Annotated in this window: 13 protein-coding genes and 1 pseudogene; 8 read left to right on the top strand and 6 right to left on the bottom strand. The window is 37.5% G+C overall.

Translation table 11 applies throughout. From position 1 onward, the window contains the following. Positions 1–262: 262 nt before the first annotated feature. The 3 genes and pseudogenes from WAX46_RS03805 to spxA all read left to right on the top strand — a co-directional run. Positions 263–460, top strand: a pseudogene (locus WAX46_RS03805) (HIT family protein); the annotation flags it as partial. Positions 461–956: 496 nt separating this feature from the next. Continuing rightward, positions 957–1,535, top strand: coding sequence for a GNAT family N-acetyltransferase (locus tag WAX46_RS03810; protein ID WP_226569286.1), 579 nt, complete (start codon positions 957–959; stop codon positions 1,533–1,535). A 193-nt stretch (positions 1,536–1,728) separates the two neighbouring features. Next, positions 1,729–2,124, top strand: coding sequence for a transcriptional regulator SpxA (spxA, locus tag WAX46_RS03815; RefSeq protein WP_226569288.1), 396 nt, complete (start codon positions 1,729–1,731; stop codon positions 2,122–2,124). 39 nt (positions 2,125–2,163) lie between these two features. Here spxA and WAX46_RS03820 read toward each other — a convergent pair whose 3' ends face one another. Then, positions 2,164–2,829, bottom strand: coding sequence for a TerC family protein (locus WAX46_RS03820; protein WP_226569290.1), 666 nt, complete (start codon positions 2,827–2,829; stop codon positions 2,164–2,166). A 263-nt stretch (positions 2,830–3,092) separates the two neighbouring features. Between WAX46_RS03820 and mecA the strand changes: the two genes are divergently transcribed. From mecA to pepF, 4 genes are all read left to right on the top strand, one after another. Then, a complete protein-coding gene (gene mecA, locus WAX46_RS03825; RefSeq protein WP_226569292.1) occupies positions 3,093–3,758 on the top strand; it encodes an adaptor protein MecA in 666 nt (221 codons plus the stop codon). An 83-nt stretch (positions 3,759–3,841) separates the two neighbouring features. Next, positions 3,842–5,362 carry a cardiolipin synthase gene (cls, locus tag WAX46_RS03830; protein ID WP_226569294.1) on the top strand — a complete coding sequence of 507 codons (1,521 nt, stop codon included), beginning with the start codon at positions 3,842–3,844 and terminating at the stop codon, positions 5,360–5,362. Between the two features lie 160 nt (positions 5,363–5,522). Next, positions 5,523–6,686 (top strand): competence protein CoiA, encoded by a 1,164-nt coding sequence (locus WAX46_RS03835; RefSeq protein ID WP_336493386.1) that lies wholly within the window; start codon positions 5,523–5,525, stop codon positions 6,684–6,686. 214 nt (positions 6,687–6,900) lie between these two features. Continuing rightward, entirely contained in the window at positions 6,901–8,727 is a 1,827-nt protein-coding gene (gene pepF, locus WAX46_RS03840; protein WP_336493387.1) for an oligoendopeptidase F, read from the top strand. 111 nt (positions 8,728–8,838) lie between these two features. Here pepF and WAX46_RS03845 read toward each other — a convergent pair whose 3' ends face one another. From WAX46_RS03845 to WAX46_RS03865, 5 genes are all read right to left on the bottom strand, one after another. Next, on the bottom strand, positions 8,839–9,012 hold the full coding sequence (locus tag WAX46_RS03845) for a hypothetical protein (RefSeq protein ID WP_226569298.1): 174 nt from the start codon (positions 9,010–9,012) through the stop codon (positions 8,839–8,841). A gap of 296 nt (positions 9,013–9,308) precedes the next feature. After that, positions 9,309–10,220, bottom strand: coding sequence for a ClpXP adapter SpxH family protein (locus WAX46_RS03850; RefSeq protein WP_226569300.1), 912 nt, complete (start codon positions 10,218–10,220; stop codon positions 9,309–9,311). Further along, positions 10,217–10,615 carry a globin domain-containing protein gene (locus WAX46_RS03855; protein WP_226569302.1) on the bottom strand — a complete coding sequence of 133 codons (399 nt, stop codon included), beginning with the start codon at positions 10,613–10,615 and terminating at the stop codon, positions 10,217–10,219. Before WAX46_RS03855 ends, WAX46_RS03850 begins: the two co-directional genes overlap by 4 nt. Positions 10,616–10,889: 274 nt before the next feature. Next, on the bottom strand, positions 10,890–11,654 hold the full coding sequence (locus tag WAX46_RS03860; RefSeq protein WP_336493388.1) for a lytic transglycosylase domain-containing protein: 765 nt from the start codon (positions 11,652–11,654) through the stop codon (positions 10,890–10,892). A 21-nt stretch (positions 11,655–11,675) separates the two neighbouring features. Then, positions 11,676–12,254, bottom strand: a complete 579-nt coding sequence (locus WAX46_RS03865; RefSeq protein ID WP_226569306.1) for a CYTH domain-containing protein — start codon at positions 12,252–12,254, stop codon at positions 11,676–11,678. A gap of 222 nt (positions 12,255–12,476) precedes the next feature. On the opposite strand from WAX46_RS03865, the gene WAX46_RS03870 reads away from it, so the two are divergent. After that, positions 12,477–12,842, top strand: coding sequence for a hypothetical protein (locus WAX46_RS03870; protein ID WP_226569308.1), 366 nt, complete (start codon positions 12,477–12,479; stop codon positions 12,840–12,842). Positions 12,843–12,859 lie beyond the last annotated feature (17 nt).

The following is a 12,859-nucleotide window of genomic DNA, read 5'->3' on the forward strand; positions in this document are numbered from 1 at the left end:
AATGCAGGCGATGCTTACTTTCGCTGCCATGAATCTCAAAAAGCTAGCAAACTGGACATGGAAAGGACCATGTCCAGCGTAAGACAACTGATAAATTTTATCAAAATAAGTGAAAACCCCACTTTTACTTGAAGTAAAGGTGGGGTTTGTCTACGGTCTGAAAGCACTGCAAGGTCAGTGCTTTTTTTATTTGGATTTGGTTTCAAATATTAAAAAGCATCAACCATCAAAGAAATAAACTTGCAAAAAGAAACGCTTTATTTATTTTTACAACGAAGATACCACCCATCATGTTCATATTTGGATGGTTCCAAGATATGAATGGATGTATAAATTTGGGCGTTCAGTTGAATCAGTCCGACCAGTATTACTTCACGCTAGAAATGAAATGAATATCAAAGACAATATTGAAGAAGTTAAGGAAGCCATCGACATTCTTACCAAAGAATTAAATAAATAATTGAATAGAAATTTCGTTTTTAGGTAGTGTATTTTCTTAAATACCAATACTAAACTTTAACAGATCCTTTACTTATAGTTAATGGTAATTTTAGGTAATAAACAACTTCCAGGAGGAAATAGATGTGGAGGATTTTTCGCTATTCATTGCTTCATTTTTTCAGCGTATTTATGCTTTTTTCAACGTTTTTTTCACTGAACCAAACGGAGGATAGTGGCTGCTTGGGTATATGGTGCTCATTGGTCTCGTTCTTTTTCGGGGGAATATATGCTTTACCGAAATATAAGCAATCAGAATCAAATCATGATGACACTTATTCTGTTTGTTTTTTTCATATGCTCATGAATCGTTCGATATAAAACTTTTTTTACATTGTTTGAAAAAAAGTGAAACCACCTATGACATTGTTGCGTCTTACTAGTACAGGCGTTTAAATAGCAGGAAATCGGGAATATCTAAGGAAGTGGTTCTTAACTATAGTATAAGGAGCGAATCCATGAATTGGTATGAAAAGCTCAGTGAATACTTCCCGATAGAAGAAATGAAGTCAAAAGAGCATATGGAAGCTTTATTAAAGGAAAGAAGTGATATTTATCATAAGGAGGAAGGACCTCATCATGTCATGATGTACGCTGAATTTGATTCTTTCATCTTTATTGATTATTTATTTGTTTCCAAAGATGCAAGGGGTGAAGGCCTCGGCTCAAAGCTCATTCATAAGCTAAAGAAAAAAAAGAAACCGATCTTGCTTGAGGTCGAGCCTGTAGATGATGACGATGAAGATACTGCAAAACGCCTAAAGTTTTATCAAAGAGAGCACTTCAAGCATGCAGAATCGATCGGTTATAAACGCAGGTCACTTGCAACCAATGAAGTGAACCGCATGGAAATCCTTTATTGGTCGCCTCTTACAGATAATGAGGAAGAAATGATGGAGGCCATGAGGAAGACATACGAAAGAATTCATACGTATAAAGATGAAGAATGGTATGGGCAATCGTATGAGGATGTTGATGACGTGTTAAAGGTCATTGAAAATAGAAAACAAAAGAATATTTTCAATCATCTCGACTAAATGATCATGTTCAGACATCAAGCATCACCATAAAAAGAATGAAATTGTCTAGTTTTTGTCACAAAAATTGCAAGAAAATCTGTTCACACTTACTTTTTTATAGTATAATCACTATAAAGATTACTTATTTAGAACAATTTTAATTTAAGAATACAGATCAATATTCATTCTACAAATTGAGGAGTGAAGATTTATGGTAACATTATATACATCACCAAGCTGTACATCATGTAGAAAAGCAAGAGCGTGGTTAGAAGAGCACAATATCCCTTATCAAGAAAGAAACATTTTTTCTGAGCCTCTTTCAATTGATGAAATTAAAGAAATTCTTCGAATGACGGAAGATGGTACAGATGAAATTATCTCAACACGTTCTAAAGTATTCCAAATGCTAAATGTGAATGTTGAAACAATGCCGCTTCAAAAATTGTATAAACTGATCAATGAGCACCCTGGTCTTTTAAGACGTCCAATTATTTTGGATGAAAAAAGACTACAAGTTGGGTACAACGAAGATGAAATTAGACGTTTCCTTCCAAGAACGGTTCGCACATTCCAACTAAAAGAAGCTCAACGACTTGCTAACTAATAGAAAAGCGAAAAGCTGCCGATCATTTGGCAGCTTTTTTTATTTGTTTTCAGCAGTTTGTTCATAAAATAGGCTAGCCAAAATGACGGTTGCGACTGTTAAAAATGGAAGTAAAAATTCAAGGATTGCATGCTGTGTCATAAATTCATTCAATTTTACATCACGAACGATCATTTCTCCGCCCGTAAAAGCCAAAAGAGCACTTCCGCCGTATAAAAGAAAAGGAAATTTGGTTAATGCGGCATGAATGAGCTTACTCCCCCAAATAATAATGGGAACTGAAATCATTAAACCAAAAGCGGTTAGGAACATGTTGCCTTTAGCCGCACCTGCAACAGCAATGACATTATCAAGTGACATAAAGAGGTCTGCAATGACGATGGTTTGGACTGCCCGCAAAAGGGAGCCGCTGCTTTTAATCAGAATGGGTTCTTTCTTTTGTTCAATTAACAGATTGTATCCTATATAAAGGAGAAAGAGCCCGCCAATAAATTGCAAATAAGGGATGGTCAATAAATAGACTGCAGCACCTGTCATTGTTATTCTCATTAGCACTGCCAAAAGTGTGCCGATCCATATGGCTTTATTACGTTTATCATTTGATAAGCTTCGACTTGCCAACGCAATGATTAAAGCATTATCCCCGCCTAAAATCAGGTCTATGCCAATAATCATAAGTAAGGATACGATCCACTCTGTTTCCATCCTATTCACCTCATTTCATTATAGAGCTCGTACAACCAATATATGAAGACAATTCAAATATATGTTTCTGTAAGTTTTCTCTGCAAAAAATGCGTTTTTATTTCTTTTATTCATGTTTTATCATAAAATAGACAGTACAAAGCAATACCTCAATTCTTTAAATGGCTAATATGTAGACGGAACGGGTAAAGTGTAGTAAAGTACTATTAATTGGGAGCTTGTATGTCCCTTCAACATCTTATATAGAAGGGAAGGTTGGCAAAATGGAAATCGAAAGAATAAATGAACATACAGTTAAATTTTATATTTCCTACGGTGATATTGAAGATCGCGGTTTTGATCGTGAAGAGATCTGGTATAATCGTGAGCGCAGTGAAGAGCTGTTCTGGGAAGTAATGGACGAAGTGCACGAAGAAGAAGAGTTTGCAGTAGAGGGGCCACTTTGGATTCAAGTACAGGCACTTGATAAAGGTCTTGAAATTGTCGTGACAAAAGCCCAACTTTCTAAAGATGGACAAAAGCTCGAATTGCCAATTCCAGAGGATAAAAAAGATCAAACAGATGAAGAAAGTCTAGATGCACTGCTTGATGATTTTCATAAAGAAGAGCAGGATCAAGAAGAACCTAATGAGAAGGAAAAAAAACTTCAACTTCAATTCGTGTTGAAAATGGATGACTTTGAAGATTTGATTGCACTTTCTCAGTTAAATATGCATGATTTTACCACAAGTTTATATTCGTTTGAAAACCGTTATTATCTATATGTTGACTTCCACGAGGATTTGTCAGATGAGCAAGTGGAGAATAAGCTCAGCATTCTGCTTGAATATGCTCATGAATCAGTTGTCAGCATCTACAGACTGCAAGAATACGGTCAGCTGATTGTGAAAGGTAATGCCCTTGAAACGATTCAACAGCACTTCTCGTAAACAACAAAAAGTCGATTTCTATAGAGGAATCGGCTTTTTTATCTGAATGAATAGTTAAACAAACAGATCAAGGAGAAAATGAAATGAGAAATGTAGTCAAGGTTCTTTTTTTTCTTATCATTACGATAGGTGCTTATTTGATTATTCAAATTTTTGCCGGTGATATAGCAGTAAGTGTACTAAGTTTCATCAGTGTCCTATTCACTTTATCGATTATCTTCATTGGATTTGTTATTTTCTTAGAGAACCGAAATCCGTCTCAAACCATCACTTGGCTTGTCCTACTTGGCAGCTTTCCGCTGTTCGGATTTTTGTTCTATTTTTTCTTTGGACGCAATATTAAAAAGCGCCGGCTGTTTGAAAAGAAAGCGGTACTAGATGAACAGTTAATCCAGGAAGATGAGCGCATTCACAGAGAAGCAATTGAAAAAATGACACATATGGGTGACCATCAGCAACTCTTATTTAAGCTGGCTCACAGACTTGGACATACCCCTATTACGTATCGCACTTCCTCTAAAGTCCTAACCAATGGGGAAGAAACGTTCTCTCATATTTTTGAAGAGATCAAAAAAGCAACACATCACATTCATCTAGAATATTATATTCTCCGCCATGATGACCTTGGCCAAGAACTAAAGGACATTTTAATTGAGAAAGCAAAAAAAGGCGTCATTGTTCGCTTTTTATATGATGATGTAGGGAGCTTAAAGCTCTCTCGTCAATATATTGCTGATCTAGAAAAGGCCGGTGTGCAGATCGTATCATTTTTACCAGTGAGACTGCCTTTGTTAAATAATAAAATTAATTTCCGAAATCACCGAAAAATTGTTGTGATTGATGGAGAAGTAGGCTTTGTCGGAGGGCTTAACATTGGGGACGAATACATGGGCAGAAGCAGACAATATGGGTTCTGGCGTGATACGCATCTCATGATTAAAGGCGAGGCTGTTCGCGATTTGCAGCAGATTTTTATGCAGGATTGGTATTATATGACCAATGAAAGATACTCAGGAGTAGACTACTTCAGAGATTTTAGCCACGTGGAGAGTAAAACAGAAGGCGTACAAATGATTGCTGGCGGTCCTGATAAACAGTGGGAGGTCATTAAAAATCTTTTTTTCTCCATGATCATCTCAGCCAAAAAATCGATTTGGATCGCTTCACCATATTTTGTTCCAGATGATGATATTTTGTCAGCTCTGAAAATCGCTTCTTTGAGCGGAGTAGATGTTCGGATTATTGCTCCTAAAAATCCAGATAAACGCATCGTATTCCACGCGTCTCGTTCATATTTCCCTGAACTTCTTGAAGCAGGAGCGAAGGTATATGAATATGATCAAGGCTTTATGCATAGCAAATTTATCATTGTCGATAGTCAACTGGCCTCAATTGGGACGGCGAATATGGATATGAGAAGCTTTCATTTAAACTTTGAAGTCAATGCTTTCCTCTATAAAACCAAAAGTACGGAAAAGCTAGTCAATGACTTCTTAGGGGATTTAGAGCAGTCGCATGAAATCATCCCAGAAGAATTTGCAAAGAGACCTCTGAGAGTGAGACTATTTGAATCAACAGCAAGATTATTATCACCACTTTTATAAACTTTTTATTTTCCCCCTTTCCTTAAGGGGGATTTTTTATTTTATCTATGAAATAATGGAGAAATATATAATTTGGAAGAAGAAAAGATCATTTTCTATATTCGCTTCCCTAGAAAAAATCAAGATATAATACGGTATCAAAGAGCAAGGAGCCAAATGAATGAATGCAGCGATCATGGATAATGGGAAGCTTATCCGAATTACACATCATCTAACGAAAAGCCGGTTAGAGCATATAAGGTCTACGTGCAAATTTTATTGTCCTGAATGCAGGCAGGAGGTTCAATTAAAGTTAGGTGAGCATCGTATCTATCATTTTGCACATAAACAGCAGACAGCATGTCCGTTAGCCGCTACAGGCGAAACAGCATATCATCAGTCGGGAAAGACTGCCCTCGAAGGTTGGCTTAAACGACTTGGACATGAGCCAATGCTGGAGAAATATGTTTCTAAGGTCCAGCAGCGCCCTGATGTGACCGTCGTTGAGGGAGATGTAGATTACGCGATCGAATTTCAATGTGCGAATATTTCTCAGCAAGAGGTAAGGAAAAGAACAAGAGGTCTCCGTGCCGCAGGGCTCTTCCCTATATGGATAATAGGTGCAAATCGTTTAACACGAATATCTACCCAGCTCTTTTCTTTCTCTGCTATTCATTGGGGAGTTTTAAGGCAATCGCACAAAAGGAGATTGATCTTTTATTGTCCATTTCAGCAAATGTTCATCCACCTTGATCATCTCCTCGCATTTCAGTCAACGAAAATATGTGCTACAATGACCGTCAGGCCGTCTTCAGCATACCATCAACTTTCAGCACTCCTCGATCCTCCCTTGAGTAAGCGTCCATTAAATAAGCAATGGGTGAGGTGTGTTCAGCAATTTAGGCAGCGGCCTCCCCGCATTTTATCAAATGAAAGTAGGCGTTTGAGACACATTTTTTATGAGCATCATCGCACCGCATATCCATTTCTACCAACTGAATTGTTTATTCCATTGACAGAAGCGTATATCTTTAGTAGTCCAGTTTATGTTTGGCAAGGGTGCCTTTATCATTGGATGGTAAAAAGGAAGGGAAGAGCACCAGTGACAATCCAACTGCTGATAAAAGAAATCTATCGGTGTGTGCAGGCAAAAGAAGTAAAGCTCCGATTTGCCAATGTCACAACCAAAGAAGTCAAAGACGTGATTACTGCATATATGAAGGCTCTCATCAGCAAAGGGTTTTTACACATGACGAAAGAGGGTAATTATCAAGTAACATCGAATCAAGTGCCTATACGAACAATAAATGAAGCGTTTAAACGTGATGCTTTCTTATTTCATTAGCATGTTTCAGGACCACTTTGATCATCATAAGAATAAGGTGGTGGTGCTGTTGATTAGAAAGAAACGCTTTATTCTCATTTTTTTAGTCTGTTTGGTATTTATTTCTGCATATGATTTGACAAATATAGTTCAAAACAAAGAAGATAAATACAACACCAATTTCTTTCACTTTCCGAAAGGTTGGTTCAACACAACTCATGCAAGGGGGATTCATATGACTTCACAAAGCAAAAACAACCATTTACCAGTCAGAAGCGAAGTAAAAGAAGAAAACAAATGGCGCCTTGAAGATATTTTTGAAAGCGTGGATTCGTGGAACAAGGAATTCAAGGCTGTAAAAAAAGAAATTCCTAAGCTAGCCCAATTTAAAGGCAAGCTGGCCCATTCTGCTGATGTTCTGTATGAAGCCCTAACATTTCAGGATCAACTTTCTGAAAAGCTTGGCAAGCTTTATACATATGCGCACATGAAGTACGATGAAGATACAACAAACTCATCATTTCAGGCATTAAATGATAAAGCGTCTAATTTATTTACACAAATGTCGAGTGCATCTGCTTATATTGTTCCAGAGATTTTATCCATTCAAGAAGATAAACTGCAGCAATTTATTTTGGAAAAGGAAGAATTAAAAATTTATTCTCACGCTCTCGAAGAAATTAACAAAGAGCGTCCACATATTTTAAGTGAAGAGCAAGAAGCTTTATTAGCTGAGGCATCTGAACCTCTATCATCTTCATCTACTACATTTAGTATGTTTAATAATGCAGATATTTCGTTCCCTTCTGTAAAGGATGAGAATGGGGAAGAAAAGAAGATTACCCATGGAAACTTTATTACATTTTTAAATAGTGAAGACCGTGAAGTGAGAAAGAACGCCTTCAAAGCCGTTTATAAAACGTATGTTCAATATAAAAACACACTTGCTTCTACACTTAGCGGTTCGATTAAAAAGGATAATTTTTATGCGAAAGTCCGAAATTACAAATCCGCAAGGGAAGCAGCTTTATCAAGAAATAGCATTCCGGAAGAAGTGTATGACAATCTAATTGATACAGTTCATCAATATTTACCGTTATTACATCGCTATATAGAATTGCGTAAAAAGGTATTAAAACTTGATGAAGTGCACAATTATGACTTGTATACGCCACTTGTGAAAGATGCTGGCATGAAGCTGACCTACGATGAAGCCAAGGATTATATGCTGAAAGGGTTAGCCCCATTAGGAGAAGAATATGTGTCCGTCTTAAAAGAAGGACTTACCAATCGTTGGGTGGATGTTTATGAGAATAAAGGGAAACGAAGCGGTGCATATTCATCTGGAAGCTACGGCACGAATCCGTATATTTTAATGAACTGGCAAAATAATATTGATAATTTATTTACATTGGTTCATGAATTTGGTCACTCTGTCCATAGCTACTACACAAGAAAGCATCAGCCATATCCGTATGGAAACTATAGTATTTTTGTAGCAGAAGTGGCCTCCACAACAAATGAAGCGTTACTAGGGGAATACTTGCTAAATAACTTAGAGGATAAAAAGCAGCGTTTGTATGTATTAAATCACTTATTAGAAGGCTTTAGAGGAACGGTATTTAGACAAACGATGTTTGCTGAGTTTGAGCATCTGATTCACGTAAAAGCACAAGAAGGAGAAGCATTAACGCCAGAGTTTATGACGAACCTTTATTACGATTTGAATAAGAAGTATTTTGGAGACGACATGGTTGTAGATAAAGAAATTGGATTAGAGTGGACGAGAATCCCTCATTTCTATTACAACTATTATGTGTATCAATATGCGACAGGCTATAGTGCTGCACAGGCGTTAAGTAAGCAAATACTAGAGGAAGGTAAACCTGCGGTGGAGCGTTATACAGACTTCCTTAAAGCAGGAAGCTCCGATTACCCAATCAATGTGTTGAAAAAAGCAGGTGTTGATATGGCATCTAAAGAACCAATTGAGGCAGCATGTCAATTGTTCGAAGAAAAACTAAAAGAAATGGAAGAGCTTATCTCCAAAACTGGTGAGTAACGAAAAGACTTCTGTCAAATATGTGAGTTCGAGCTCATCTTTTGGCAGGAGTTTTTTCTTAGGATAATAAAAAAGGCCTCTCCTGATGAATAGGAGAAGCCTTTCAAATGCTCACCCTTTAAATCCTTTAAAGGTCTTACGGTGATTCAATCGATATATTGTAAAGAGAATCGAAACAAATAAGAGTGGTGACGTCAGATAAAGAGGCAGCATTTTCATTAAGCCTAATATATTTAAAAAGAAGCATAAGCCAATGGCAACAAGTCCAATCGTTATGATGCGCATGAAGATCCCCCTATTTTTTCGTTACTTTCATTATATGAAAGTGACAGTCCTCTTATGTTTTGTGACAAAAATATGAACATATAGCATATCGGTTGTCATAAGTCGACAAAATTTGCTATACTAAAGATGTGAAATTAATCACATACAAACATTACCCCTTTGTTTGACCGTGAAAAATTTCTCCCATCCCCTTTGTTGTCGTTAAGACATAGTGAAACCGCGCTTATCCCGGCGCGGTTTCTTCGTGTCTATGTTTAGAACGAATGTTCCTTTTTTAGGTGAAGAAAAAACATGGATCAGCACCCATGTTCATTTTCACATCCGTAGACATTAAGATCTAAATAGTTCTCATTTTCTTTATAGCGCCAAAATATTTCTTGATGTACCTGCACACGTTCTACCTTTTTAGCGAATGCCAGCTTCTTCATTTCACGTTCAACTTCTTCAAGCGACAGGTCATATACAACAGCAATCTCTTTTGCTGATGCAAATTGAAAGTAAGCTATAAACCATTCAATTGGAGGCCGTTCTGAAGGTGTTGGTTTTTCACCAATCATTTCAAAAAGAACTTCCTTGTATATATCATAAGAGTATGCACCCGAAATCTTTACACCTTCATCTCCGTTTATCGTATTAAAAAAGGCGAAGGTAGGAAGCTCAGATATGTCCATTTCAGCTGCAATTTTCATATCACATTTTAGGGCTTTGACTGCACTTTGCGAATGGACATCCCGCTGGAATTCCTCAATGTCCAGTCCAGCAATTTTTGCATTCTCTAGCAAGACATGTTCACTTGTAACGTCTTGCTGGTGGCAAAAAAGTGATTCTTGAATGAGACGTAAAAATTTCATTCCGCATTTTCTACCTTGAAGCTCTGCTGCTTTTAGTGCGAGCGAGGCGAGATAGGGCGATGTTACAATTTGTTCAGACAGCATTTGTACCTTTTTGGTCTGGGTTTTGGTGGCAAATTTCCCCCATGCTTCAGTCAGCAAATGCTTCTTTCTTTTCCGGTTTAATGCATTAATACTAGAACTTGTGACCGTTCGTAAAGTGAAAAAACGGCCATACTTCATTTTCAATTTTTTAATTGATGGCTCTATTAACCAGCAGTCCGGGCTGAGAGGGTCAATGAAAACATAGATTTCTATCGGCTTTTGAGGATGTCCGTGACAGTGTGAAAAATATTGATCGTGCGGATTGCAGCTCAAGATCGTCCGTCCTTTTCAGGTGTTTGATTGACCATATGACGAGCCGTCAGAGAAAGCCGCTCAAATAAAAAGTCACGAATATCGCCTGTTAGTCCTATTTGATCCATTGCATCCTCCATGCATTCAAGCCATGAGTCAGCCCGCTCCTCAGTAATGGGAAAAGGGAGATGTCTCGCCCGTAGCATTGGGTGACCATGCTCCTCTGTATAAAGCGGCGGTCCGCCTAAATATTGAGTTAAAAACTGTTTTTGTTTTCTTGCTGTTTCTTTTAAGTCATCCGGGAAAATAGGATGAAGCAAAGGGTGACACTTTACATTTTCATAAAAAGTATCAACAAGTTGCGATAGAAGTTCCTCTCCAATCGCTTCGTAAGGTGCGTTAAACGATTGTACCATGTTGACTACTCCTTTTACTCGTAGCTAATAGGATGATTCACCCTATTGCGAATTTCATTTATTTCAAAAATGAATATTCAGTTTGTTCTATTTTATTGTTTCGATTCTTGTATACTTATTTTAACAACATAAACTCAATTCCACAAACAAATCGCTCTGGCCCTTTTAAAATAGAGAGAGGGTTGGATTCAGTGTTGATTGACCATATCATAACATATTCGGTCAAAAAAAGGTGAAAAGCGACATACAAAAAACCGAAGAGGCTATCTTCGGTTTAGGCGAAATACTGTGCAGTGATTTTCTTTACATAATTTTGTGTTTCTTTAAATGGAGGAATGCCCCCGTATTTATCTACATTTCCTGAGCCTGCGTTATAGGCAGCTAAAGCGAGTGAGATATTTCCATTATATTTATGAAGCATTTGTTTTAAATACTTCGTTCCGCCTTCAATGTTTTGGGCCGTATCAAAGGCATTATTCACGCCAAGTGATTTAGCAGTAGACGGCATGAGCTGCATGAGTCCAAGCGCACCTGCGTGGCTGACAGCATTCGTACGATATCCAGATTCTTGCTTGATCACCGCGTGAATCAGCTTCTCTGGAACGCCATGCTTTTGAGCCATTTGAGAGACAATCTGGTCAATCTCTTTTGTTGAAGCACTTGAAGCGGTCTTTTGAAGTGGCGGAGTAAAGCTGTTGTTTAAGACATTTCCGATGCCATTCGCTGTATTCAATTGAGCGTCATTTGTATATAAAGATTGAGAAGAAAATGGTTCACTGCTGCCCATGGCAGATAGATACGGATTCGTACGCACATATTGCGTGTTCGGAGCCGTTGATGGGTCCGCGCCCATGAAAGCAGAGATTGAAAGCGGAAGGCGTGATAATTCTGACCCGCCTAAAAAATCTTGCAGCAACGACTGGAATGAAGCCTGTGCACTTGATTCTTGGTTGGTCGACATTTGTGTTTGCCCGTTATCCAATTGTAACGTTTTGAGAGCTTGAAGCTGCATAAAGGATTGAAGTTGATTGACGTTCATCATGTTCCTCCTTCAAGGAATTCATCTATTCTGTGTTTTCATTTTCTCTTCATAAAAACGAACCACTTTATTCCTCGTGTTTCGTGTTGGGATCTGAAATTGACGGAGCAATGTTGAGAATGCGGCTTGTCCGATTTCTAAGTTGCTCACTTCAAATTCTAGTTCATAGTCCTCTACTGTTAAATATCGGCTGTGATCTAAAACAATTAAGCCTTCGTTGATTATTTTTTCTGCTCTTAATGTTTCAAGTGAACCAAAATACACAATTTGATCCTTTCGAATGCTTAGGTCGTCTAACCGGTCAGCCACTTCACCTTCTGGTATTTGAAAATCATCAAGGCTAGTGGGAGGAGCTGTCGTTTGATGAGTTTCCAGCAAGCCAATCTCGTGTAGTTCCTTTAAAGTGAGGACCCATTGACCGTCTTTTTCTCTCATACGTAATGCAGCAAATTGAGATTTTATATCAAATTGAGGTGTATCAAAGTAATAGTTGGTTTGAGTGCGGAAATCTGTATCCTTCAATTGAAAATATCGTTTCAGCTGTTCAAATTCTTCTTTTAATAATAATTGCTTTAGTTCAATTTCAATTTCCTGTGCCATTTTGCATCAACCTTTCATTTAGAGGAAATATATTTATTGTATATGATGTGTGTTCGCCATGTAAAAGATTGTTTTGTAGCTCTATTTAGTCTTTTTTTAGACTGAATGATGCAAAATCATCATTTGAAAACGAAAATCGAGATTTTCTTAAAAAGTTCGGTTTATCAATATTGAACTTGATATGATAAAATAAAGCTGTACTTTGTTGTAAAGGAGATCATGATGCAAAACAGAATTGAAATCACAGAAGCAACTTTAAAAGAAGACAGGCTGATTTTGACGGTTCAGTCAGATGAGCAAATTCAACAAGCAAAAGCAACAGGACAAATGCTTGTTGATTCTGATCACTTTGCGTTCGTTTACATATTCGAAACCGAGGAGTCTTTTACGTATCTTATCTTCGGGGAAGATACATGGGCTTCATTAAAAGAAGCAATGAATCGTGACATCCCTGTCTATTTGACGGCAGAAGAAAAATCGTTAGAACTGATTCAACTTCAACAGGAATTACACTATCTAATCGACAATATTAAAGACAATGCCAATTACGGAGATATGGAAGAGAAAGTGAAAAGCACATTCCTCTGAAATAATTAGGTATTTGG

This window comes from Bacillus sp. FJAT-53060 (genome assembly GCF_037104745.1).
In the GTDB taxonomy this organism is placed as follows: domain Bacteria; phylum Bacillota; class Bacilli; order Bacillales; family Bacillaceae; genus Bacillus; species Bacillus stratosphericus_B.